Annotated in this window: 23 protein-coding genes and 1 pseudogene; 8 read left to right on the forward strand and 16 right to left on the reverse strand. The window is 42.4% G+C overall.

Annotated features, from left to right (window positions below; all coding sequences use genetic code 11):
* Nucleotides 1-21 precede the first annotated feature (21 nt).
* From BKL51_RS01165 to truD, 10 genes are all read right to left on the reverse strand, one after another.
* The gene (locus BKL51_RS01165; protein ID WP_077464930.1) at nucleotides 22-1,236 is read right to left on the reverse strand and encodes a WD40 repeat domain-containing protein; all 1,215 of its coding nucleotides are present in this window, start codon (nucleotides 1,234-1,236) and stop codon (nucleotides 22-24) included.
* A gap of 142 nt (nucleotides 1,237-1,378) precedes the next feature.
* Nucleotides 1,379-2,572, reverse strand: coding sequence for a WD40 repeat domain-containing protein (locus BKL51_RS01170; protein WP_077464971.1), 1,194 nt, complete (start codon nucleotides 2,570-2,572; stop codon nucleotides 1,379-1,381).
* Nucleotides 2,573-2,574: 2 nt separating this feature from the next.
* Nucleotides 2,575-4,659, reverse strand: coding sequence for an alpha/beta hydrolase (locus BKL51_RS01175; RefSeq protein ID WP_077464970.1), 2,085 nt, complete (start codon nucleotides 4,657-4,659; stop codon nucleotides 2,575-2,577).
* Nucleotides 4,660-4,676: 17 nt separating this feature from the next.
* Nucleotides 4,677-5,684, reverse strand: a complete 1,008-nt coding sequence (locus BKL51_RS01180) for a DUF4123 domain-containing protein (protein WP_369801900.1) — start codon at nucleotides 5,682-5,684, stop codon at nucleotides 4,677-4,679.
* The gene (locus tag BKL51_RS12025) at nucleotides 5,685-6,014 is read right to left on the reverse strand and encodes a hypothetical protein (protein WP_233127069.1); all 330 of its coding nucleotides are present in this window, start codon (nucleotides 6,012-6,014) and stop codon (nucleotides 5,685-5,687) included. It abuts the gene before it with no gap.
* 112 nt (nucleotides 6,015-6,126) lie between these two features.
* On the reverse strand, nucleotides 6,127-7,305 hold the full coding sequence (gene nlpD, locus BKL51_RS01185; RefSeq protein ID WP_077464931.1) for a murein hydrolase activator NlpD: 1,179 nt from the start codon (nucleotides 7,303-7,305) through the stop codon (nucleotides 6,127-6,129).
* A 13-nt stretch (nucleotides 7,306-7,318) separates the two neighbouring features.
* A complete protein-coding gene (locus tag BKL51_RS01190) occupies nucleotides 7,319-7,510 on the reverse strand; it encodes a hypothetical protein (protein WP_077464932.1) in 192 nt (63 codons plus the stop codon).
* An 11-nt stretch (nucleotides 7,511-7,521) separates the two neighbouring features.
* On the reverse strand, nucleotides 7,522-8,097 hold the full coding sequence (locus BKL51_RS01195) for a YqaA family protein (protein WP_077464933.1): 576 nt from the start codon (nucleotides 8,095-8,097) through the stop codon (nucleotides 7,522-7,524).
* A 40-nt stretch (nucleotides 8,098-8,137) separates the two neighbouring features.
* Complete coding sequence (gene surE, locus BKL51_RS01200; RefSeq protein ID WP_077464934.1) at nucleotides 8,138-8,878, reverse strand: 5'/3'-nucleotidase SurE; 741 nt, start codon at nucleotides 8,876-8,878, stop codon at nucleotides 8,138-8,140.
* A complete protein-coding gene (gene truD, locus BKL51_RS01205; protein WP_077464935.1) occupies nucleotides 8,878-9,897 on the reverse strand; it encodes a tRNA pseudouridine(13) synthase TruD in 1,020 nt (339 codons plus the stop codon). The genes surE and truD overlap by 1 nt, the downstream gene beginning before the upstream one ends.
* A gap of 101 nt (nucleotides 9,898-9,998) precedes the next feature.
* On the opposite strand from truD, the gene rraB reads away from it, so the two are divergent.
* The 3 genes from rraB to slyD all read left to right on the forward strand — a co-directional run bounded on the left by rraB (nucleotide 9,999) and on the right by slyD (nucleotide 11,952).
* Nucleotides 9,999-10,421, forward strand: a complete 423-nt coding sequence (rraB, locus tag BKL51_RS01210; RefSeq protein WP_077464936.1) for a ribonuclease E inhibitor RraB — start codon at nucleotides 9,999-10,001, stop codon at nucleotides 10,419-10,421.
* 131 nt (nucleotides 10,422-10,552) lie between these two features.
* Nucleotides 10,553-11,269, forward strand: coding sequence for an SIMPL domain-containing protein (locus BKL51_RS01215; RefSeq protein ID WP_077464937.1), 717 nt, complete (start codon nucleotides 10,553-10,555; stop codon nucleotides 11,267-11,269).
* 65 nt (nucleotides 11,270-11,334) lie between these two features.
* On the forward strand, nucleotides 11,335-11,952 hold the full coding sequence (slyD, locus tag BKL51_RS01220) for a peptidylprolyl isomerase (protein ID WP_077464938.1): 618 nt from the start codon (nucleotides 11,335-11,337) through the stop codon (nucleotides 11,950-11,952).
* A 392-nt stretch (nucleotides 11,953-12,344) separates the two neighbouring features.
* Here the strand turns inward: slyD and BKL51_RS01230 are convergent, their stop codons facing one another.
* The 3 genes from BKL51_RS01230 to tal form a co-directional block, all read right to left on the reverse strand.
* On the reverse strand, nucleotides 12,345-12,797 hold the full coding sequence (locus BKL51_RS01230; RefSeq protein WP_077464939.1) for a DUF302 domain-containing protein: 453 nt from the start codon (nucleotides 12,795-12,797) through the stop codon (nucleotides 12,345-12,347).
* A 164-nt stretch (nucleotides 12,798-12,961) separates the two neighbouring features.
* On the reverse strand, nucleotides 12,962-13,585 hold the full coding sequence (locus BKL51_RS01235) for a DUF1440 domain-containing protein (protein ID WP_077464940.1): 624 nt from the start codon (nucleotides 13,583-13,585) through the stop codon (nucleotides 12,962-12,964).
* Between the two features lie 391 nt (nucleotides 13,586-13,976).
* Nucleotides 13,977-14,930 carry a transaldolase gene (gene tal / locus BKL51_RS01240; RefSeq protein ID WP_077464941.1) on the reverse strand — a complete coding sequence of 318 codons (954 nt, stop codon included), beginning with the start codon at nucleotides 14,928-14,930 and terminating at the stop codon, nucleotides 13,977-13,979.
* Between the two features lie 241 nt (nucleotides 14,931-15,171).
* Between tal and BKL51_RS01245 the strand changes: the two genes are divergently transcribed.
* The 5 genes and pseudogenes from BKL51_RS01245 to oppF all read left to right on the forward strand — a co-directional run bounded on the left by BKL51_RS01245 (nucleotide 15,172) and on the right by oppF (nucleotide 20,790).
* Complete coding sequence (locus BKL51_RS01245) at nucleotides 15,172-16,809, forward strand: ABC transporter substrate-binding protein (protein WP_077464942.1); 1,638 nt, start codon at nucleotides 15,172-15,174, stop codon at nucleotides 16,807-16,809.
* 130 nt (nucleotides 16,810-16,939) lie between these two features.
* Nucleotides 16,940-17,860, forward strand: a complete 921-nt coding sequence (oppB, locus tag BKL51_RS01250; protein ID WP_077464943.1) for an oligopeptide ABC transporter permease OppB — start codon at nucleotides 16,940-16,942, stop codon at nucleotides 17,858-17,860.
* A gap of 9 nt (nucleotides 17,861-17,869) precedes the next feature.
* The gene (gene oppC, locus BKL51_RS01255) at nucleotides 17,870-18,793 is read left to right on the forward strand and encodes an oligopeptide ABC transporter permease OppC (protein ID WP_077464944.1); all 924 of its coding nucleotides are present in this window, start codon (nucleotides 17,870-17,872) and stop codon (nucleotides 18,791-18,793) included.
* Between the two features lie 9 nt (nucleotides 18,794-18,802).
* Nucleotides 18,803-19,804 (forward strand): annotated as a pseudogene (locus BKL51_RS01260) (ABC transporter ATP-binding protein).
* On the forward strand, nucleotides 19,801-20,790 hold the full coding sequence (oppF, locus tag BKL51_RS01265) for a murein tripeptide/oligopeptide ABC transporter ATP binding protein OppF (RefSeq protein ID WP_077464945.1): 990 nt from the start codon (nucleotides 19,801-19,803) through the stop codon (nucleotides 20,788-20,790). The pseudogene BKL51_RS01260 and the gene oppF overlap by 4 nt, the downstream one beginning before the upstream one ends.
* Nucleotides 20,791-20,899: 109 nt before the next feature.
* Here oppF and mscL read toward each other — a convergent pair whose 3' ends face one another.
* The 3 genes from mscL to BKL51_RS01280 form a co-directional block, all read right to left on the reverse strand.
* Entirely contained in the window at nucleotides 20,900-21,289 is a 390-nt protein-coding gene (gene mscL / locus BKL51_RS01270; protein ID WP_077464946.1) for a large-conductance mechanosensitive channel protein MscL, read from the reverse strand.
* Between the two features lie 69 nt (nucleotides 21,290-21,358).
* A complete protein-coding gene (trkA, locus tag BKL51_RS01275; RefSeq protein WP_077464947.1) occupies nucleotides 21,359-22,735 on the reverse strand; it encodes a Trk system potassium transporter TrkA in 1,377 nt (458 codons plus the stop codon).
* Entirely contained in the window at nucleotides 22,732-23,538 is an 807-nt protein-coding gene (locus tag BKL51_RS01280; protein WP_077464948.1) for a glycosyltransferase family A protein, read from the reverse strand. The genes trkA and BKL51_RS01280 overlap by 4 nt, the downstream gene beginning before the upstream one ends.
* Nucleotides 23,539-23,548: the final 10 nt, after the last annotated feature.

Below are 23,548 nucleotides of genomic sequence, written 5' to 3' on the forward strand. Positions count from 1 at the left end.
AAACCAACCGCACTTTTCTACTCAATACGCCACCCAAATTTTTTCTAACTTCATTTTATCGGGGTGATAGCGGTAAACATTGATACCGCCGTGAACCGCTTGTCCGGTAACTAAGATATTTGCCTTAGGAGCTGAATCAACACTATTTGCCTTTTCAAAACCATCGGTTGAAATAACCGGCACATTACCGATTTCGACATAACCAATAATCCAAGGACTGCCAACTCTGTATATTGAGGCAATATTCTGACCTGAGCCATCGTGAGGATAGGATTGTTTAAGTTGGATAAAATCCGTATCATTCAAAAATGCGTAAGTGACTGTATTTGAGTTTTCATACAGGGATTTATTTTTAAATTTATCCGGAATCGGAAGTAACTGACTTGTATCATACATTTCTGTTTCAGGGTTATAGATACCACTCTCTGCATTAGCCAATTTCAACCTACGTTGTAAATTACTAACCTCCCACATATAATCTCTTCTATTCTCCCCTCCTCCGACAATCCATTTTTCATCGGGGCTAAATAATGCATCTGAACGCCCACCAAAGCCTCCAAGACGAGCCACCGGTTTTAGCGTTTCTCTATCCCACAAGGTAACGCCATTATAGCTACTTTTTTTATAAACACTGGGTTGAACCGGATCTTCTTTCGGATTGAACTCCACCGCCGAATCGGGAGAGTAAGGTCCATCACTTGTTGCGGTCAAAAAATATTTACCCGACAAATCAAAGTTATAATGCCGCCAAAGTGGGGTATCCGTATAAATCGGTACTATATTCTCCCCATATCCTTTATAAATTTCACCGGTTTGATCGGCGCTCGCATAAAAGGTTCTGTCCGCACTCATAATATGACGGGTGATTTTAAAATGTTTAAAACTTGCTAATTCCCTGCCGTCAATATTCTGAATGTGTACGACATTGTCGCTTTTACTCTGCCACATAAAATCATGACTATTCGGAATAAAATAAGCACTGTCCGTATTCACATCTTCGGCAATCACTTTTTTCTCCCGTTTCTCAATATCCCAAAGGACCAGTTTGGTCTCATACCAAGTTTTGTCCGTTTTCCCCCGATGGGCGCTAATCACATATTTTCCATCACTGGAAACCCCAACCGTTCGTGCCACGCCCGTCTCTGAAATTAAATCCCTCCAATGGAAAACAACATAAATCACAATAAAAAGTACAACAATACCCAGAAACGAAAATGCAATATGTTTATTTTTCATAATTAATACCGCCCGAATTTTGAATATAGTTTGATTTTTTTATCCATGATTTCACGTTTATAACTGTATTCGTAAATCAATGGAAAAAAGTGCGGTTGGTTTTTTCATTAAATTCCCTCACAAACCAACCGCACTTTTCTACTCAATACGCCACCCAAATTTTTTCTAACTTCATTTTATCGGGGTGATAGCGGTAAACATTGATACCGCCGTGATACGCCTGTCCTGTTACTAAAATATGGGCTTTTGGGGCGGAGGCGACACTATTGGATAGCTCGTAGAAGCGAGTTGAAATGGCAGGATCATCACCAATTTCAACAAAGGCCTTTATCCAAGGATCGCCCACCGTATAGAGCGGACTATATTTTTCCCCCCTGCCGTCTCTTGAAGGGGCCAGTCTAAATTCTATAAATTCCGTGTCTGTTACAAAGGCATAAGTCACCGGGTTATTTAACCCAAGCTCAACACCCGGTACGCGTAGAAGATGGCTGTCATCAAAACCGCCTTCTTCTTTCTTTATGCCATATTCGGGGTTAGCCATATTCAAACGGTTGGTTAAATTGGCAGTTTCCCACATATAATGTCTTAAATTTTCGCCCCCCCCGACAATCCATTTTCCATCCGGGCTAAATAACGCATCTGAACGCCCCCCGAATCCAAAAAGTTCAGCTACCGGTTTTAGCGTATTTCTATCCCATAAAACAACACCGTCATAGCTGCTTTTTTTATAAACACTGGGTTGAACCGGATCGGCGATCGGATTCAAGCCTACAACTGCGCCATCCTCACGAGTTCCTCTACCAGATGAGGCTGTTAAAAAATACTTATCCGACAAATCAAAGTTATAATGCCGCCAAAGTGGGGTATCCGTATAAATCGGCACCATATTCTCCCCATACCCTTTAAAAATTTTGCCAGTTTGGTTGGCGCTCGCATAAAAGGTTCTGTCCGCACTCATAATATGACGGGCTATTTCAAAATGTTTAAAACTCTTCAACTCTTTGCCTTCCACATTTTGAATATGTACGATGTTGTCTCTTCCCTGCCACATAAAATCATAACTATCCGGAATAAAATAAGCGGTATTGCTATTCACATTTTCAGCAATCACCTTTTTCTCCCGTTTCTCAATATCCCAAAGTACCAGCTTTGTATCATGCAAAGTTTTTTCCGTTTTCCCCCGATGGGCGCTAATCACATATTTCCCATCGCTTGAGATACTTAATGTCATAACCTCTCCGGTCTCGGAAAGTAAATCCTGCCAGTTGGTAAATAAATAAAACATGCCATAGCCCACTAAAGCAATAATGCCCGCAATCCAGAATTTCTTTTTCATAATTAATACCGCCCGAATTTTGAGTACTCTTGGATTTTTCTCTTCATAATCCATTCCCTGTAGCTATATTTATAAATCGCTCGGAAAACATCATGAATATCAATATCTTTCCATTCCCACTCCCGCATTGCCGAATGGGAAATAAAGTAGTAAAACATTTTTTCATTTCGAATTTCAAATTGACTAAAATAGTCAAGTTTGGTTTGGGGTTGAGCGGCAATGAAATTATCATGCCAACGCGCTTTTTCTTTTGCCGAGACCGAATCCCCCCATTTGTCTTGCCCCAATACGGTTTGCCGATTGCCCCGATGCCCTAAAGCGCCCCGCACCGCTGAACCTTTCCCTTTCCAATTCGATACCACATTATCAATTAACACCTCAATAATATGTTCCAACACCTCTTTCGGAAACCGTCTAAAATGGCTCCAAGGTTTAAGGTAGTTCAGTTCGGCAATCTCACCATGAGCGGCAACCTGTTGCGCCTCCCGCTCAAGCAATTCTCTAATTCTGTAGCGACAATTTGCCACTGACTTGGGCAACTTACGTTGAATATGATAAGGGCTATCGAAAAGGATTGTGTTATGAATCGCCTCACGAAATTGCCCAATCTCCGTTCCCTGATAATAATCCTCAAACGCCCATTTCGGCCCACCGATTGCCCAATATTTCTTCGGATATGCACCACCGAGAATACCTAAAAACTCATCGTCTTCGGATTTTTTATCCCTATCCAATACCCCATCTTCCTGTGAGTACAACACGGTGATATGTTTCGGTACCTTATAGGCATAAGGGAAAATTTCCATCGCAACCGGATTGTAGGCTTTCTTTTTCTCGTAATTATCAAGATTTGTAATGGCATTATCCGCCACCGCCGCTTCCCACATTATCAGGTTATCGATTTTGTCATCATATTCCCTATCAAAATCACCCAACACATTCATCGCAGAAAGCGCCACCCTTGCCCCTAAAGAATGCGTGATAATATTTATTCGGATACCTCTATCAATCAGCTGCCTCAACACCCCCGCCAGCCGTCTGCCCGATTCGTTAGCGTACATTTCCGACCGGAAAAAATTCATATCCGGGTCCACACTGCCCGACCAAGTCACCCCCACAATACGGCTATATTTATCCCATTGGTCAAAATCACTTAACTCATCCTTACCTGAGGCGGCAAGGTTAAGATAGTATTCGACATTCGGTATCCACGCCAATGCCTTAAAACCGTTATAGGTGTCTTCCAGTTCTTCATAACGGTTGCTTAAATAATGTTTGCTGTAAACGGGGCGCTGCTGAAACTTTTTCAGATTGATTACATAAGTCGCTCTGTTTGTTGTTCCAACCACTTCCCCTCGTTTTTCCGAAATTACATCGAATAGCCGTTTCATCAACTTTTCATGTTGATGTAAGAACGGTTTTTGCATCTCTTCAGGATTTAAACGATAACGGTATTGAACCTGTTCGCCAAGCTCTTCATCCGTGGCAAAACGCCCCATATGTCCGAGCGGTACGCTATAGCCATGGATAAATAACGTGGCATAACCGCCGTCATCAAGGATTTGTTGGATTTGTTTTTCGTTTAAATAAACGGTTTCATTCTGCCGTAATCGTAAATTCACCAAAATCGGCGGGGGTAAATATACCGCTTCTACTTTATTTTTATCATTGCTGACTTTCACTTTTAATGGGTCGGCTAGTTGTTTTAACGGTTCTTTTGATAGGCTAAATCCACTATCCGACTGATTTCGGGCTTTTATCAGTACATACCCGTCCGAGGCTTTAAACGGGGTATGTTCGGATTGCTCGGTTAAGTGGCGGTTATCCTTCTTCGTATAGGTTGAAGACGCCGCTTCACCGCCCGATAGCTGCCAAGAGATTTCACCGCAAAGTACGCCGTTATGCACGCTTTCCCCGCTCTCAATCTTAGCCGGATACGCCTTGCCGGAGCGGTCAAACACCGTTACCACAATACCATTCGGCAGCTTACGGTATTCAGCTAAGCTGTCATGATGATAAATCGTTACATCGGTACGACACATATTTGCCGCTTGGTCGATTTGCTCCGGTTGATGGTTTGGCATCATACCATTTAATACGGATTCTACACTAGACATGCTGTGCTCGTTGATTGTAATTGATGATGAATACGCCCTTGTTTTTCGAGTTCGTCAAAGCGCTTTTCTAAATAAAACTGTTTCTCTTGCTCGGTTAAATCGCTCATTAAAATCTCATTCAATTTATTTTCGGGATCCAGATAATTGACCGAATCCCCGTAAATAAGATTTGCCAATGCCAACTGCAAAATACTAATGGTTCCTTTCATATTTCCGGCTTTTGCCAAACGATAAGCATGATTAACCGTTTTTTCTACGATGTCCTGACCATAAGCATTAGCAAATTCGGGGTGTTGCGCCATAATTTCCCCAATAATTCTTTCACGTAATGAGCGATCGTGCAGTTCGATAAAGGCTTCGATTTCAAATTTATCAAATTGTTTTTTTGCTTGTTTCACTGCCGATAAATCAATGTTCGGCACATATTCCACCAATTCGTCACCGTTTTTGATACAAAAAACTTTTTCTATCATATCGCCGTTAAAAAAGGCAGCCAGTTTGCTCGGGTAAGTTTGTAGGCGGTCAAGATACTTTTCTAAGCCCGCCGGGTCAAAAAAGCGCAGGTAGTACCAATGCCCGGTATTATCCTGCAACATCAGCCACTTGCGGAAATGATTAAGCAGCGTGTCGAAATCCGCCGACGAGCGGAAGAACGTGCCGATATTGCATTCACCGTAATTAATGCCTTCGACATGATTGTCTCCGTTACGACAAAACAAACGGGGCAAAACGGGATGATTTTTGGGCAATTCGACTAAATAGGGCGCCGCTTTGGCATAAGTTTCGGCTTTTTCATCTTGAAATAAGCAGGCGTAGCGCAATCTTTCCTGTCGAAACAAATCGGGAAAAATCCAAGCGCTTGCCGCCAAAATAACGGCATAACATTTATCATCGGGTTGCTCATCCCATAAGCAAGACTCAATGACAGACGGTAGTTCAAAGCGGGCAAATGTTGAAACGGCACATTGTTCTTGCCAAGAGGGAATCGCATAAATCTATTTTTTAAGATTGGGCGTATTTGTTTGAGGAAGAAGATCGCGATCAGGATAAAACAAAAAGAGCGGTTGATTTTTCGAGAGTTTTTGAGTTTCCGAATAAAGTATTTCTCTCAACTCTTCATCCGCATGATACTGTGTGTAGGTGTCTAAAGGTAAGATATTGAATGAGAAAGAAAAACGAAGTCGGTGATTCATCTGATAATACTGAATATGACTTTTTGCAATATTCTCATTTTCGCCGAGAACCAAAATCAATACTTTCTCTTGGCTTTTATCTGTAATTTGGAAGGCATCTTGAACCCAAATAGAAAGTGAATTATCGAGCATAAATTGATCCCCAATAGTATAAAAAATCCTCTCCATTATACCGAAAAATAAGTATGTAAAAAGAAGAGTATAAAAAAAGAGCAGTCAAATTGACCGCTCTTTTGCATATTGGTTATTTTCTTGGTAAATAACGAATAGGATCGACAGATTTCCCTTTATAACGAATTTCAAAGTGAAGTTTTACGCTATTGGTACCTGTGCTACCCATTTTGGCAATTTCTTGTCCGGCTCTGATTTCTTGCTGATCGCTAACAAGAATTCTGTCGTTGTGTGCATAGGCACTTAAGAAATCATCGTCGTGTTTGATAATGATGAGGTTACCATAACCGCGCAATGCGTTACCCGCATACACCACCCGACCAGCTGCCGCGGCTTTAACCGATTGTCCGCGAGAACCTGAAATATCAATCCCTTTATTACCGCCGTCAGAGCTTGAGAAACCTTGGATAATATTTCCGTTTGCCGGCCATATCCATCTTGTATTGGACGCAATAGGCGCCACAACATTCGCGTTCACCGGTGTTGTATTTCCCGTTGCAACCGGAGTGGTCGAAGTCGTGTAAGTCGGTGTGGCGGAAGGCACTCCCGCACCCGATTTCACCGGCCCGATAATCGTACCGTCAGAACCAATTTGCGTACCGTTGGCACCCGCTCTATAAGTAACGCTCGGTTCCGTCGGTTTCGCCGGCGCGGCACTTGGATTTACCGGCACTGTCGTCGTTACCGTTTTAGTGACACACTTACCTATTTTTAATGTTTGACCAACACTTAAACTGTAAGGCTCGGACATATTATTCATTGCCGCAAGTTCTTTTACATCCATCCCCGCCAAGTAAGCGATTAAAAACATCGTATCGCCTTTATTGACTTTATAAGTCTCCCCTTTGTACGAGCCTTTTTGAATTTGGCTGTAATCCGGTGCGTTAGTGTTTGGATTGCGCGGCACATTAATAACCGTCGGATTTGTACAATCAGATACCGTTTTAGTTACGGTTTTTGTTTGAGGTTGTATCGGTGTGGCAGGCTGTACCGGTTGATAAGTCGGTTGAAAATTCGGTTGCGGTGTTTGAGTGCCGACAGGTACATTACCTGTTGCATTGGCTCCCATATTATTTGGCATGGTATTTTGTTGAATCTCAGGCTGCCAAGTACCGCCGCCGTGATTATCTACCGGTTGCATGATGCCCGGTGAAAGCGTACCGTCGGCATTTTCAATAGGTGCCTGAGTATTGGACGAACAGGCAGTCAAAATTGCCACACTCAAGGGTAACAATAAAAACGATTTTTTCATTTATTTTTCCTTCTTATTTCATTGTATTCGGCATAGCTTGTCGTTCTATTTCAGGCATAAAACCGCCTTCGGCAATCGCTCCCGTCCCTTCCACAGGTTGCATAATGCCATTCGGTAAGGCATCGGGATCGCTCACTTCAACTTCAGGTGAAGAACACGCAGCTAAAACTACCGACATAGACAACGCAAATAAATATTTATTCATAATATATCCTATTATTTCAAAATAAAGTAAGCCGCTACTGCAAGTGCAACGACCGACCAACCAATAATTTCAATAGATTTACGTAATTTGGCTGCAAATTTTTCTCCGCCCCATGCCGCTAATTTGGCGACAAGCAAGAAACGTGCCGCACGGGAAATAAATGCCGTCAGTACAAACGGGAAAAATACCATTTGCATCACGCCGGCACAAATCGTAAACACTTTATAAGGAATCGGGCTGAAACCTGCAACAAAAACGACGAGTATGCCCCATTGTTCAAACCATTTCATCGCCGTTGCCCAATGATCCCCATAACCCCATTGTTGCATGATACCCTGTACCCAGTCCGTAGCAAAATAACCAACGGCATACCCCACCATACCGCCGAGAACGGAGGCGATTGCAGTATAAAGCGCAAATTTGACCGCACTTTTCGGCTTCGACATCGACATTGGAACCAACATTACATCCGGCGGAACAGGGAAAAAAATCGCTTCAATAAAACTCACCAAACACAGCCAAAACGTTGCAAAACGATGTTTTGACCATTCCATGGTTTTATCATACATTACCCCAAAAATATTCATTCTATTCACCTTTTGATTGTCGTTGAGACAAAACGCCGCATTATTCACGTTCCAGCCAATCTTGTAAAGCCTGAATCGAATGGTGGGCTGTCATATCGGCTTGAATAGGCGTAATCGAAACATAACCGCTTTTTACCGCATGGAAATCCGTACCCTCTTGCTCGTTTTCCGGTAAACCGGCAGGACCAATCCAATAGATCGCTTCACCACGGGGATCTTCTTGTTTAATCACTTCTGCCGCAGAAGAACGATAACCTAAACGGCAAACTTTATAGCCTTTGAGCTCGTCATAAGGTAAATCAGGAACATTAATATTAATAATTTCACGGGGATTGACTAACTGATTATGCAATTTAGGGATTAAATCCGCCACGACCCGAGCTGCCGTTTCATAATGTTGGCGACCGTCTAAGGATACGGCAATTGAAGGTAGCCCCAAATGACGCCCTTCTAATGCCGCCGCCACCGTGCCGGAATAAATCGTATCATCACCCATATTGCAGCCAGCGTTAATGCCCGATACGACCAAATCCACTTGACCGGATAAAAAACCGTTTAATGCCAAATGTACGCAATCTGCCGGCGTTCCGTTAATACAGTAATCGCCGTTATCTAAATGACGAGGACGTAACGGTTCAACCAAAGTTAAGGCACTTGATGCCGCACTTCGATTACGATCCGGCGCAACTATCACCACATCGGCAAACTTGCGTAATTCCGTCGCTAAAACTTGAATGCCTTCCGCGTGAAAACCATCGTCATTACTTAATAAAATTCGCATTATGTTTCCTTATAATTCACTAATTCTCGAATAAGTGCCGTGGCATAGCTGCCTGACGGCAAATAAAAAGAGAGTTTTAATCCTTCCTCAATAAACTGCCATTGGAAATCCTGCGCCCGCATTAACAGCGGACGGCGCGCCGCTTTTATTTTTTCTTGTTTCATCAAAGGTGAAAAGGCATTATGTTGTTCCACAATGGCATTTTCAATATTTGAGCTCACAAGATTTTCTTCCCCGATCAGCGGCGCAGTGAGTAAAATATCCTGCCTATCTAACCGCACTTGTAATGCGGCTAAATCTTCCGACTCATCCGCTTTAAACCAACTGTGCGAACCGTTTAATTGCACAATGTCATTTGGCAAAATTTGTTGGGCAAGCCCCTGCTGAATGCGTGCTGCGACCACTAAATTAAAAATTTCACTCCGTGCGGCAGAAAGGTAAAAGCTGCGTTTTTGGCGATCTTTCACCTTAATTTCGCCTTGCGCCCAACGTAATGCTTGTGTGAGGTTATGACCGTCACGTCCAAAGCGTTGTTCCGTAAAATAATTAGGAAAACCAAAATTTGCCACAAAATTTAGCCGTGCGTTTAATTCATCGCTTTCCAGTACCTCACGCAGCAAAATTTCAAAATAATTACCTTGTAAACTTCCCGTGCGAATTTTGCGATTGTGGCGGGTAACCGCTAAAATCTCTACGCCGTCCAATTCAAATTGAGTAAAATCCGGCGTTTCCTGCCCGGGCATTTGCAAACAGAACCATTGTTCCGTTATCGCTTGACGATCCTTTAAACCGGCATAGCCCATATTACGTACCGATACGCCGGCAAATTTTGCCAGTTTTTCGCCGACAAATAAGGTATTACAACCGGTTTTTCGTACTTTTAACGCCACAAATTCCCCATCCCCCGACATTTCATAGCCAAGGTTTTCCTTCACAACAAAATCGGCACATTTTTGCTTTAAAAGTGCGGTGGATTTTGGCGGCGTTTTTAAGGTGAGGTAAGGGAGTTGTTTAAGCATGGTTTTGATGTGTATTGTTAGGCTCTGCGAGATTTTATGCGACTTTTGTAGATTTATCCACTAAAATAACCGCACTTTTCACGCCAACTAAGGAATTTACTATGACTGATTTTGCCGCACTTCAAGCGGAAACACGGGAAATTATCGCCGATTTATTAAATGACGGTAGTGATCCTTCCGCTCTTTATATCATTGAACATCACGTGTCACACTACGATTTTGATTTATTGGAAAAAATTGCCGTGGATGCGTTTAAAGCCGGCTATGAAGTATCGGAAGCGGAAGAATTTGAAGATGATAATGGAAAAGCCGTTTTCTGTTTTGACATCATCAGCGAAGTGGAATTAAAAGCGGAAATTATTGATGCCCAGCAAAAAGAAATTTTGCCATTAATTGAAAAGCATAAAGGAATTTATGACGGTTGGGGAACCTACTTTGAAGACCCGAATGACGAGGAGGACGAATACGGCAGCGATGGTGAATTTTTTGATGAAGATGAGGTCGAAGAATCGCGTTTACACTAATTTACTGTACTGACCGCATCAATCAAGTGCGGTCACAAAAAACAACGTTTTTTGAACGTTGGCTTTGCCAACGGCGCCAAAGGCGTGAATAAATCACTTTAGTGATTTATGAGTAATTTTTGGAGAAATTTATGAAACTAAAATCCTTCGGTCTCATATTATTAGCTTTACCCTTTAGCACCTCAGTCTTGGCAGAAAATGCCATAGCCCGGCAAACCAATATTGTTTCGTTTAATGCCGAGGCGGAAAAAAGCATTGAACGTGATTTATTAAATGTGCGTTTATTTTATCAAGTTGACGGAAAAGATTTAGCGGACTTAAATAAGACTATTTCAGAGCGTTTAAACAAAGCGGTCGGGATTGTGCAAAAACAAAGTGCGGTGGAAATTAAAGGTAATTCCCGTAATACTTCCGTTCGTTACAATGATGAAGGGAAGAAAACAGGGTGGATCGCCCGTGCCGATCTTGTGTTGGAAAGTAAAGATTTCCAAGCCTTATCGGAGGTACTCAATTCACTTGACGGTATTCTTGCTATTGAAGATGTGAATGCCACTATTTCGCCGGAAAAATTAATGAGCGTAGAAAGCGAATTAACACAGGCCGTTATTGAAAAATTTAAAAATAAAGCGGTATTAATTCAACATTCATTACAAATGAACCGGTATCGGATTCTAAATTTAGACATTTCATCAGTCAATGAATCGGTACCAATCCGTCCTTATGTTTCACCACGTGCCGCTAAAGCGGCAATGTTGTCCTACGAGGCGGCGCCGAATGCTTTTTTAGAAAACGGCAAAGAAGAAGTGCGGGTTCGGGCGACAGCGCAAATTGAACTACTTAAAGATTAATTTTCTATACAATTATTTTTTCTTCTATACAATGGCAACAATTTTCAAACAATAAGGAAACCCTCATGAATGTAGCAAAAAATGTAGTGGTGGGCATTGCTTACCAAGTAAGAACCCAAGACGGCGTATTAGTGGATGAAGCGCCGGCAAATCAACCTTTAGAATATTTACAAGGTCACAATAACTTAGTGATTGGTTTAGAAAAAGCCCTAGAAGGCAAAGCGGTAGGCGATAAATTTGAGGTGCGTGTTCAACCGGAAGAAGGTTACGGCGAGTACAATGAAAATATGGTTCAACGCGTACCGAAAGATGTTTTCCAAGGTGTCGATGAGTTAGTAGTGGGAATGCGCTTCTTAGCCGATACGGATATTGGGCCTGTTCCGGTAGTCATTACCGAGGTGGACGGCGATGAAGTCGTGGTGGACGGTAACCATATGTTAGCCGGCCAAGAACTACATTTCACCGTTGAAGTTGTCAGTACACGCGAAGCTACGTTGGAAGAAATTGCGCACGGCCACGTTCACGGCGCTCACGGCCATCATCATGATAGCGATGAAGAAGGTCACGGCTGCGGTTGCGGCGGTCATCATCATGACCACGATCACGGACACGGCGGTTGTTGTGGCGGTGGTCATAAGCACGATCATCACGGACATGGCGGTTGTGGCTGCGGTGGTCATTAATATTTAACGTAAAAATCCGGAAGACAGAGACGGTTTACAAAAATCCTCAGTATTATGCTTAATTATTAGGGACGCACTGCGTGGCGTCCCTATATACTTTGTGCATTTGCAAAATAATTGCTGAAACTGACCGCTCTTTATAAAAATGCACTACGAGCGAGCCGTTTTCCATTGCTTAATCTGTGCCAATCTCACTTTGCTTTTCCCTTCATTCCCCTTTTCCATAGAAAAACAATAGCTTCTTCCGACTAGATTATCAGGCATTGTTTGCATTGAGGGGAGTTTATCTTCATAGACGGGCTAATTGATAGCCTTTGCCGTAGCCGAGATTTTTCAATAGAGCCCATAAAATAGCCCTTACCTTATTTCGCAAAAGCTTTCGTATTTATATTTTACTTCTTCGTCACCACACTCGGAATTAATTTTTCCGCACCTTTTAATTTACCATACACCTCTTCGCTTAAACCGTGTTTTTTGCCGATGTCGTCTGCGCTATTGAGCGTGACGAAAACCGCACCTTTGCCATCTTCCCAAACTAAGGCTTTAAGCGGGAGATCGATAGCGAGGGTAGGAGCTTTAATCATCATTGGCGTGCCTACGGCAGGCATGCCAAAGATTACCACGCTCGCAAACGGCATCGTTAAACCCGTATCTTTCGCAGCGGCTTGGTGATCGATCACGGTAAAAACCTTCATACCTTTTTCGGTGACGGCATTTTTGATTTTTTCTACCGTTTCCACGGCAGTGTATTCACTTTTGACAGTTTTCATAGAATTGTTCTCTGCATGAGCTACAAATACGGTAGTGATGAAAGGAATCGCTAAAAGTAAGGTTTTGAGTTTCATATTTGCTCCTGTTTGATTGATGAGAATCGCTTACAATTGTAAAAGATTTGCTACTGATTTTTCAGTGGTTGTTTGTAAAACTCGCTGTATATGAAAAAAACATTCCCTCCTATAATAGGATAGTGTAAAAAAGGCAACATTCCGTTGCCTTTTCTTGTTGATTTTTATTCCGTCGCCTCTTTCAAAGGAACTTCCGGATCCGGTTGACCGGTAATTCGATTGCGTAAGTCACGACGAATAATTTCAATCGTCCAGAACCAGAAAATATGACCGACTAATTCGGAAATATGTTCGTATAACGGCCATTCCGCAACCGGAGGCGTTAAATCTAATACCGGGAAAGCAATATAATGTACGCAAATATTTGCGATAATACCCGCCCCGATACCTTGCCAGAATTTGATTTTTGGGAAACGTTCCGCCACTAAGCAGTAACCGATAGCAAACACTAATGAAAAAATGATGTGTGTCACACCAATCCAGTTAAAGGCATGATCTGCAAAAGTGAACGCCGCTTCCGTCGGGTCAATACCTAAATAATCACGTAAGAAAACGTGCGGCGGATTTAAGAAAGCACGCGAACAAATTTGCAATACTTGATCTTGAGTCAAACCCGTGATGTCCACTTTACAAGCCGCGGCAAAGAAATCAATCGGGCTGCGTGGCGGAAACGGATGCTCCGCTCCCCATTTTACAAACGCAGAGATAATACCTGCGATGATACCGACCAAAATCGCCACGCCATAACGGCGGCGATTTGGCGGAGTTTGAGTAAAAATACCTGACATATTTTGCTCCGAAAATGTAAGAAAAAATTAACCGCACTTTTCATTAAATATCACCAAAAAGTGTGGTACAAAATTTCACCGTTTAAATTACCGTACATTCATTTTTGTTATCCCAAAAATAAATCATCAATAATTAATGGCAAAATGTGGTTGCAAATTTTTCACCAATTTAAATAAACAGTCAAGATTTAAAGCTATTTCCTACTCAAAAAAGAGTATTTAAGCCCCAAATTTACCATCTTCTCGCTTTCACTCCATTTTTTGACATCAAAACATCTAATTCAAATTAGTTACAAAAGAGATGAAGATACGCTTAGTAATCTCTGTTATAAAAATGCGCCCGTTACTTTCAAAGTAACGGACGCAGGAATTAATCTTGATTCAGCAAAAATTATAATTTTGCCGCAAGCATCGCCTCTAGTTTCTCTTGATCAACGGCAAATTTACGAATACCTTCAGCCAATTTTTCCACCGCCATTGCATCGCTGTTATGTTGCCAATAAAATTCGGCTTCAGTGAGCGGTTGAGGTTTTGCTTTCACTTCACCTTTGAAGTCAAGTTTACGCTCAAGTGCGGTCGGATTTTCTTGCAATTCTTTGAGTAACGGCGGAGCGATGGTTAAACGATCACATCCGGCTAATTCGATAATCTCACCCACATTACGGAAACTAGCCCCCATCACCACGGTGTTATAACCGTATTCTTTATAGTAATTATAAATTTTGGTAACGGAAATCACGCCCGGATCTTCCGCAGACGCATAGTCTTTTTTATCACTGTTCGCTTTATACCAGTCTAAAATACGCCCTACAAACGGTGAAATTAAATATACTCCCGCTTCGGCACAGGCACGCGCTTGCGCTTCGGAGAATAATAAGGTTAGGTTACAGTTAATCCCCTCTTTTTCTAGAATTTCTGCTGCACGGATACCTTGCCATGTTGAAGCGATTTTAATCAAAATACGATCATTTGAAATACCTGCCGCATTATAAAGAGCGATCAGTTTACGGGCTTTTTCAACGGTGGCTTGTGTGTTGTAAGAAAAACGGGCATCCACTTCTGTCGAAATACGTCCCGGAACAATTTTTAAGATTTCTAAACCAATATTTATCGCTAATTTATCTTCTGCATCAATCAGTTGTTGTGTTTTATCATTGCTTTGTGATTTTGCATAACTCACGGCTTCATCAATTAACGGCGCATATTGCGGTAATGCCGATGCGCTTAAAATTAAAGAAGGATTAGTTGTGGCATCTTGCGGTTGGTATTTTTTGATGGCTTCAATATCGCCGGTATCCGCCACGACCACAGTCATACTACGAAGTGAATCTAATTGAGTTGTCATTTGTCTTCTCCTTATTTTGATCGATGGGCGTTACGATAGCATAAATTGAATTTAAAGTGATAGTAAGAAATCGCAATAGATCGAATAGTTTTACAGGAGAAAAAGAAAGATTTTTAATTTTTTATCAAAACTGTGATCGATATCACCTTTGTTCGGGAATAAAACCTTTACAAATTTAAACATTTAAGATAAACCAATAAATTCAATGATTTTAACAAAAATTAACCCCAAAGGAGTATCTATGCAACATAACCTACTCACCAAATTTGTTTTTTCATCCCTTACTTTAGCCCTTTCCAGCAGCCTTTATGCGGCAAAAGTGCCGACAGGGACGGAACTTGCGCCCGTACAAAATATTGTCATTAATAACGGTTCGGAACTACAAAGTTTCGATCCGCATAAAACCGAAGGAGTACCCGAATCACAAGTTGCCTATCAACTTTTTGAAGGTTTAGTCAGTACCGATCCAAACGGTGAACTGGTACCGGGTGTGGCAGAAAGTTGGGAAAGCTCGCCGGACTATAAAACTTGGACGTTCCATCTTCGCAAAGATGCTAAATGGTCAAACGGTGATCCTGTTACAGCACAAGATTTTGTGTATTCTTGGCGTCGTTTAGTCACCCCTAGTACAGCTTCGCCTTACGCCAGCTTTTTAGATTATATGCAAGTAGTAAATGCGCAAGATATTATTAACGGCAAGAAAAAACCGGAAGAATTAGGCGTGGAAGCCAAAGACGATTACACCTTTGTAGTTTACTCTTCCAATCCCGTACCTTATGCTGCCGGTTTAACCACTCACCAATCTTTATTACCCGTACCGCCAAAAATCATTGAAAAATTTGGCGATGCTTGGGTGAAAAAAGAAAATATTGTGAGCAACGGTGCTTACAAACTAAAAGATCATGTTATCAACGAAAAAATTGAGTTTGAACGTAACCCGCTTTATTGGAATGATAAAGAAACCGTGATCAACACGGCGACTTTCTTAGCAATCGAAAACCCGAGTACCGATGTTTCCCGTTATCGTGCCGGGGACTTAGATATTACCAGCTACGCTCTTCCTCCGGAGCAATTTGCCAAGTTGAAAAAAGAATTGCCCGATCAAGTATTCACTGCCCGCACTTTGGCGACTTATACCTATGAAATCAACAATCTGAAAGCGCCTTTCAATGATAAACGGGTACGCCAGGCCCTAAACTATGCCCTTGATCGTAATGTGATTACGGATAAAGTACTGGCGCAAGGTCAAACACCGACTTACGTTTTCACGCCACCTTATATTGCAGAGGGAGAACAAATCCAACAACCGGCTTATTCCCAAGAGCCAATGGCAAAACGTAACGAAGAGGCGATTAAATTATTGGAAGAAGCGGGTTTCAGCAAATCCAATCCGTTGAAATTTACCATTCTTTACAACACCAACGAGAACCATAAAAAAGTGGCAATCGCTGCCGCTTCTATGTGGAAAGCCAATACCAAAGGCTTAATTGAGGTGAAATTAGAAAACCAAGAATGGAAAACTTACATTGATAGTCGCCGTGCCGGTCGTTACGATGTGGCTCGTGCCGGCTGGAATGCCGATTACAACCAAGCGACAACTTTCGGTAATTATTTCTTATCAACCTCCAGTAACAATACGGCAAAATACGCCAATGCGGAATATGATAAGGCAATGGCGGAATCTTATTTGGCCACCGATGCGAAAGGTCGTGCGCAAGCCTATGCCAAAGCGGAAGCGATTTTGGCGAAAGATTTCGCCATTGTGCCGGTTTACAATTACGTTAATCCGCGCCTGGTAAAACCTTACGTGGGCGGTTATACCGCTAAAGATCCGCAAGATCATATTCTCTTGCGCAATCTTTATATCATTAAACATTAAGAAAAAGTGCGGTTGGAAAAACGATTATTTTTTTGACCGCACTTTTATTTTCTATACAAAAATCTAACCTCCGCTACAAATGGAGGACGCCTAGGAAATATTATTTTGATATTTTTCGGCCGGAGTGATCATGTTCAAATTCATTCTTAAACGTGTGTTGGAAGCGATTCCGACCCTGTTTATTTTAATTACTTTTTCTTTTTTTCTTATGCGTTTGGCACCGGGTAGCCCTTTTACTTCAGAACGTGCCTATCCGCCTGAGGTAATGGCAAACATTGAGGCAAAATATCACCTAAACGAACCGCTTCACAAACAGTATCTGCTCTATTTAGAAAACCTTACTAAAGGGGATTTTGGCCCCTCATTTAAATATAAAGATCAGTCTGTGAACGATTTAATCGGCGCGGCATTTCCGGTGTCCCTTAAACTCGGCAGCATTGCTTTTTTGTTTGCGCTCACGCTTGGTATTTCTGCCGGAACCATCGCCGCATTAAAACAAAACAGTAGGTGGGATTACATTTTGATGAGTATGTCGATGACAGGGGTGATTATGCCTAGTTTTGTATTCGCACCGCTCCTTGTATTGTTTTTTGCTATTTGGCTTGGTTGGTTGCCTGCCGGAGGTTGGAATGAAGGTAGCCTGCCTTATTTAATTTTACCGGTTGCCTCACTCACTATCGGTTATGTAGCGGGGATCGCCCGAATTATGCGTGGTTCAATGATTGAAGTGCTTCATTCCAATTTTATTCGCACCGCCAAAGCCAAAGGGCTTTCTACCCGTCGAATTATTTTAAAACACGCACTGCGCCCTGCACTTTTGCCCGTCATCACTTATCTCGGTCCCGCATTTGTGGGCATTATCACGGGCTCAATGGTGATCGAAAGCGTATTCGGTTTACCGGGTATGGGAAAATTATTTGTAAATGGTGCGCTAAACCGTGATTATTCTTTAGTATTGAGTTTAACCATTCTGGTTGGCTCGCTCACTATTTTGTTTAATATGATTGTCGATATTTTATATGCAGTCATTGACCCGAAAATTCGTTATTAGGAGTGTGCAATGACCCAACCTATTAATCAAAAAAATACCGAATTTGTCGAACAGCTTGCAGAACGTACGAATGAAATGCAGCTTGAAGGACGCAGTCTCTGGCAAGATGCAAAACGCCGTTTCTTCCGCAACAAAGCGGCCGTAACCAGTTTAATTTTATTGGCATTCATTGTGTTATTTATCACTTTTGCACCGCTCTGTTTCCCCTTTACTTATGAAGATACGGATTGGAATATGATGGGCGTTGCTCCAACTACGGAGGGATTGCATTTCTTCGGCACGGACTCATCGGGTCGCGATCTTCTGGTTCGCGTTGCTATTGGCGGACGGGTTTCCCTTATGGTGGGCATTGCCGGTGCGCTAATCTCTGTGATGATCGGGACAATTTATGGGGCGATTTCAGGCTACTTTGGCGGCAAAGTTGATATGGTGATGATGCGTTTCTTAGAAATTCTCAGCTCATTCCCTTTTATGTTTTTTGTAATTTTGCTCGTCACCCTTTTCGGACAGAATATTTTACTCATCTTCATTGCCATTGGTGCGATTGCATGGCTGGGTTTAGCTCGGATTGTACGCGGTCAAACCCTTAGCCTCAAAAATAAAGAATTTGTCGAAGCCGCCATTGTATGCGGTGTACCGCGTCGTCAAATTATTCTCAAACATATTATTCCTAATGTCTTGGGTTTAGTCGCAGTCTATGCCTCTCTTGAAGTACCGGGGCTGATTTTGTTTGAGTCTTTCTTGAGCTTTTTAGGTTTGGGTACACAAGAGCCTATGAGCAGTTGGGGTGCATTATTAAGTGATGGAGCGGCACAAATGGAAGTCACCCCTTGGCTTTTAATTTTCCCCGCATTTTTCCTCTGTTTAACACTATTTTGTTTTAACTTTATCGGCGATGGCTTGCGCGATGCGCTTGATCCGAAAGATCGCTAGGAGAGGTTTATGGAAAAACAATATAAAAATCAACCGCACTTACTGAATGTACAAAACCTCTATGTCAATTTCCATACGCCTGACGGCATTGTCACGGCAGTGAATGATCTCAATTTCACCTTAGACGAAGGACAAACTCTCGGCATTGTAGGGGAATCCGGTTCCGGTAAATCCCAAACTGCTTTTGCCTTAATGGGCTTGCTCGCACCAAACGGGAAAGTTTCCGGTTCGGCCCTATTTAACAGTACGCAACTGCTCAATTTACCGACTGCACAACTAAATAAAATCCGAGCAGAACAAATTGCAATGATTTTCCAAGATCCGATGACATCATTGAACCCCTATATGAAAATAGGTGAGCAATTAATGGAAGTCCTGATATTGCACAAAGGTTACGACAAACAGACGGCACTTAACGAATCGGTGAAAATGTTGGAGGCGGTGAAAATGCCCGAGGCGAAAAAACGTATGGGAATGTATCCGCACGAATTTTCCGGTGGAATGCGCTAACGGGTGATGATTGCCATGGCATTACTTTGCCGCCCGAAATTACTGATCGCCGATGAGCCGACCACGGCCCTTGATGTGACGGTACAGGCTCAAATTATGACTTTGTTAAACGAGCTTAAGCGGGAATTTAACACAGCGATTATTATGATCACCCACGATCTTGGCGTAGTAGCGGGTATTTGCGATCAAGTACTCGTAATGTATGCTGGTCGGACGATGGAATACGGCACGGCGGAACAAATTTTCTATCACCCGACCCATCCGTATTCCCTCGGGCTGATGGAGGCGATTCCTCGTCTTGATGGTAAAAACGAAACGCTCGTGACGATTCCGGGAAATCCGCCAAATTTATTACATTTACCGCCGGGCTGCCCGTTTTCACCCCGTTGTCATTATGCCGGCGAGCAATGTAAAACCGCACCAAAACTCACCGCGCTTTGCAAAGGACATTTACGAAATTGCTGGCTTCCGCCGGAACAATTTGAAGGACAAACCTTATGATTAAAGAGAAAAATTTGTTATTAGAGGTTAAAAATCTGGGCGTATCCTTCAAAATCAAAAATGATAAAGCCCTCTTTTTTGCCAAACCGCAAACCTTAAAGGCAGTAAAAAATGTGTCTTTTCAACTTTATGCCGGTGAAACCTTAGGCGTCGTGGGAGAATCGGGCTGTGGAAAATCCACCCTTGCCCGAGCCATTATTGGCTTAGTGGAAGCGAACGAAGGCGAAATTATTTGGCTGGGAAAAGATTTACGCAAACAATCCCCCAAACAATGGCGCGATACACGCAAAGATATCCAAATGATTTTCCAAGATCCGCTCGCGTCGCTCAATCCCCGAATGAATATTGGTGAAATTATTGCGGAGCCGCTTAAAATTTATCAGCCTCACTTAAACGCAGAACAAGTGAAAGAAAAAGTGCGGGCGATGATGTTAAAAGTGGGTTTATTGCCAAATTTAATCAATCGTTATCCCCATGAGTTTTCCGGGGGACAATGCCAACGTATCGGCATTGCCCGAGCATTAATTATTGAACCGAAAATAATTATTTGCGATGAACCGGTTTCCGCACTGGATGTTTCCATTCAGGCCCAAGTAGTGAATTTATTGAAATCATTACAAGCAGAAATGGGGCTGTCACTTATTTTTATTGCCCATGATCTTGCGGTAGTAAAACATATTTCCGACCGGGTACTTGTAATGTATTTAGGCAATGCCATGGAATTGGGAAGTGACGATGAGGTGTATAATCACACCAAACACCCTTACACTAAAGCGTTGATGTCCGCCGTACCTATTCCCGATCCTAAATTGGAGCGAAATAAAAATATTCAGCTGTTAGAGGGCGATCTTCCCTCACCGATTAATCCGCCTTCAGGTTGTGTATTTCGTACCCGCTGTCCGCTTGCAGACGAAAATTGTCGTTTACAAAAACCCTCCTTTAATAGCGACAACGGGACACATTTTGTGGCGTGTTTAAAAACTTAGCGATAAAAGTGCGGTAGAAAAATCTATTATTTTTTAATTTGTTTTTACCCTAAGACAGAAAATAAAAAAGTTGGCATAAGCCAACTTTTTTATTCTGTTCTAAGATAAATTATTTTTTCAACAAATCACGAATTTCAGTCAGTAATTTTTCTTCGTTTGAGGGTTCCGCCGGGGCCGCTTCAACTGGTTTTTTCAATTTGTTGATCGCTCTTACCATTAAGAAGATTGCAAATGCAATAATGACGAAATCGAAGACGTTTTGAATAAACATACCGTAGTTTAATGTTACTGCCGGAATGTCACCTTTTGCTGGTTCTAAAATAAATTTTAAATCTTTAAAATCTACTCCGCCGGTTAAGATACCCAATACAGGCATCACGACATCACCCACAAGTGAACTTACAATTTTGCCAAACGCACCGCCGATGATTACACCGACAGCCATATCAACAACATTGCCACGCATCGCGAATTCACGAAATTCCTTTATAAAGCTCATAAGTTTTTCCTTTTACTTACAGTTAAAAACATGGCGTATTATATGTTCTTCGGTTAAAAAGTAAACCCTTTAAATAAAGAATGAACTTGGTTGGAATAATTTTTCGATTTCAGAAACCGCTTTTTTATCACCTAAATATACGATGACATGATCACCGTCCCGAATCTCAACATTTTTATGCCCGATAATCACTTCATTATTGCGTAAAATCGCACCGATAATGCAACCGGCAGGCAAACGGATATGACGAATCGTTTTTCCCACGATATTGGAAGTATTCAAATCACCGTGGGCAACAATTTCAATTGCTTCGGAAGCGCCGTGATGTAAGCTCGCTACATTTTTCACATCACCTTTACGCACATACCCCAACAAAGCGGAAATTGTCGCTTGCTGCGGAGAAACGGCAATATCAATCGTGCCGCCTTGAATTAGGCCGATATACGCCATACGCTGAATCAGCACCATGGCTTTTTTCGCCCCTAAGCGTTTTGCCAACAATGCCGACATAATATTGGCTTCATCATCACTACTTAATGATAAAAACACATCAACATTCTCAATATGTTCTTCAAACAACAAATTTTGATCGGAAGCATCACCGTGAAAAACCAAAGTTTTCGCTAATTTTTCCGCTAAGGCTTGCGCACGTTCCGCATTACGCTCAATTAATTTTACCGTACAATGCTCTTCCAATTGTTTTGCTACGCCGGCGGCAATATTTCCCCCACCTACAATCATCACGCGTTTGTAAGGCTTTTCGAGACGTTGTAATTCGCTAATTACCGCTTTAATATGCTCTGTCGCACAAATAAATGTAATTTCATCACCGGCTTCAATAATCGTCGAACCTTGAGGGCGAATTGTTTTGTCACTGCGTAAAATCGAAACAATACGAAATTCAATATGCGGCATATGCTCTTTGAAAGCGGACAAGGCATGCCCCACCAATGCGCCGCCGTAATACGCTTTTACTACCACAACGCTGATACGGTTTTTGGCAAAATGCGCCACTTGCAATGCCCCCGGATAAGCAATCAGACGGGTAATTTCATCCGTCACCAAATTTTCCGGTGAAATCAAATGGCTAATAGGCACATTTTCATCATTGAATAACTTGTCTTTTTCCCGTAAATATTCCGAATTACGAATACGTGCAATACGGGTCGGCGTATTAAATAACGTATAGCCGATTTGGCAAGCCACCATATTGATTTCATCCGACGATGTCACCGCCACCATTAAATCCGCATCTACCGCACCGGCATCACGCAAGATTTTCGGTGAAGCAGGCGAACCCTGCACGACTTTTAAATCATGTTTTTCCTGTAAAGCCTGAAGTCGTGGTGATTCGTTATCCACCAAAGTAATATCATTATCTTCGCTGACCAGACTTTCCGCTAATGTCGTTCCCACTTGTCCGGCACCCAGGATCATTATTTTCATGCCTCGCTCCTTGTTAAGATAAGAGGTTGAATACCGATTTTCACCGAATTTAGACCGCACTTTAACACGTTCACTTGGCGACAGATTTCATCGGTTATTGCATTGGCTTGCGCCATTTTCTCTTCGGTTACCTGTTCATCGATTTTTTGAAATAAAATCGCATCCAATAACCGCTCCGCATGCATACCGTCGCGGCAATAATGTAGCACGCCCGCCTCATCAAATAGGGTTGCCACTTTCGCGATTTTTGTGGTTGCAATACCCAATGCGCCGTCTTCACCGCCTAATTCTCGAAACAACGCATTCTGTGGAAATCCGCCGCAAGCCAAGAAAAAAGCACGGCGAAACACTACATTTCCACCACAGGTCATTCTCATATGCTGCCAGGCAAAATCAAAATTAGGGTGTTCGGCATAACGAACCGCCAACCCTATCGGTTTTAAGGCTAAGCGCACCAACGAAGTATCCGGCTGAAAATGAAAGGTTGCCGCCGCCACTTCCAATGCGCCTTGCTCATAGGCATCATCCGCATCCAAAAAAGCGATTAGTTCGTTAGCAGATTGTAATGCGCCCCAATTTCGTGCCTTTGCGACCCCGCCGTTTTTATTCATTGACTCGACAAAAATCCGCTCCGGATACTGTGCGGCAAAGTAATTCGCCAATGCAAGCGTACCATCGGTCGAGGCATCATCAATCAGCCAAATTTTTCCTAAACAAGGTTGATTCAAAACAGATTCCACCGCCCGTGTTAATGTTTTTTCTACGTTATAGCAAGGAATAATCACATCTATATGAGGAAACATTTTCTCCCCC

This window comes from Rodentibacter sp. Ppn85 (assembly GCF_001999335.1).
Classification (GTDB): Bacteria; Pseudomonadota; Gammaproteobacteria; order Enterobacterales; family Pasteurellaceae; genus Rodentibacter.

Excerpts from the sequence above, each read along its gene's own strand:
- BKL51_RS01165 (WP_077464930.1), bottom strand. The coding sequence starts at position 1,236 with ATGAAAAATAAACATATTGCATTTTCGTTTCTGGGTATTGTTGTACTT.
- BKL51_RS01170 (WP_077464971.1), bottom strand. The coding sequence starts at position 2,572 with ATGAAAAAGAAATTCTGGATTGCGGGCATTATTGCTTTAGTGGGCTAT.
- BKL51_RS01175 (WP_077464970.1), bottom strand. The coding sequence starts at position 4,659 with ATGATGCCAAACCATCAACCGGAGCAAATCGACCAAGCGGCAAATATG.
- BKL51_RS12025 (WP_233127069.1), bottom strand. The coding sequence starts at position 6,014 with ATGCTCGATAATTCACTTTCTATTTGGGTTCAAGATGCCTTCCAAATT.
- nlpD (WP_077464931.1), bottom strand. The coding sequence starts at position 7,305 with ATGAAAAAATCGTTTTTATTGTTACCCTTGAGTGTGGCAATTTTGACT.
- BKL51_RS01190 (WP_077464932.1), bottom strand. The coding sequence starts at position 7,510 with ATGAATAAATATTTATTTGCGTTGTCTATGTCGGTAGTTTTAGCTGCG.
- BKL51_RS01195 (WP_077464933.1), bottom strand. The coding sequence starts at position 8,097 with ATGAATATTTTTGGGGTAATGTATGATAAAACCATGGAATGGTCAAAA.
- surE (WP_077464934.1), bottom strand. The coding sequence starts at position 8,878 with ATGCGAATTTTATTAAGTAATGACGATGGTTTTCACGCGGAAGGCATT.
- truD (WP_077464935.1), bottom strand. The coding sequence starts at position 9,897 with ATGCTTAAACAACTCCCTTACCTCACCTTAAAAACGCCGCCAAAATCC.
- rraB (WP_077464936.1), top strand. The coding sequence starts at position 9,999 with ATGACTGATTTTGCCGCACTTCAAGCGGAAACACGGGAAATTATCGCC.
- BKL51_RS01215 (WP_077464937.1), top strand. The coding sequence starts at position 10,553 with ATGAAACTAAAATCCTTCGGTCTCATATTATTAGCTTTACCCTTTAGC.
- slyD (WP_077464938.1), top strand. The coding sequence starts at position 11,335 with ATGAATGTAGCAAAAAATGTAGTGGTGGGCATTGCTTACCAAGTAAGA.
- BKL51_RS01230 (WP_077464939.1), bottom strand. The coding sequence starts at position 12,797 with ATGAAACTCAAAACCTTACTTTTAGCGATTCCTTTCATCACTACCGTA.
- BKL51_RS01235 (WP_077464940.1), bottom strand. The coding sequence starts at position 13,585 with ATGTCAGGTATTTTTACTCAAACTCCGCCAAATCGCCGCCGTTATGGC.
- tal (WP_077464941.1), bottom strand. The coding sequence starts at position 14,930 with ATGACAACTCAATTAGATTCACTTCGTAGTATGACTGTGGTCGTGGCG.
- BKL51_RS01245 (WP_077464942.1), top strand. The coding sequence starts at position 15,172 with ATGCAACATAACCTACTCACCAAATTTGTTTTTTCATCCCTTACTTTA.
- oppB (WP_077464943.1), top strand. The coding sequence starts at position 16,940 with ATGTTCAAATTCATTCTTAAACGTGTGTTGGAAGCGATTCCGACCCTG.
- oppC (WP_077464944.1), top strand. The coding sequence starts at position 17,870 with ATGACCCAACCTATTAATCAAAAAAATACCGAATTTGTCGAACAGCTT.
- oppF (WP_077464945.1), top strand. The coding sequence starts at position 19,801 with ATGATTAAAGAGAAAAATTTGTTATTAGAGGTTAAAAATCTGGGCGTA.
- mscL (WP_077464946.1), bottom strand. The coding sequence starts at position 21,289 with ATGAGCTTTATAAAGGAATTTCGTGAATTCGCGATGCGTGGCAATGTT.
- trkA (WP_077464947.1), bottom strand. The coding sequence starts at position 22,735 with ATGAAAATAATGATCCTGGGTGCCGGACAAGTGGGAACGACATTAGCG.
- BKL51_RS01280 (WP_077464948.1), bottom strand. The coding sequence starts at position 23,538 with ATGTTTCCTCATATAGATGTGATTATTCCTTGCTATAACGTAGAAAAA.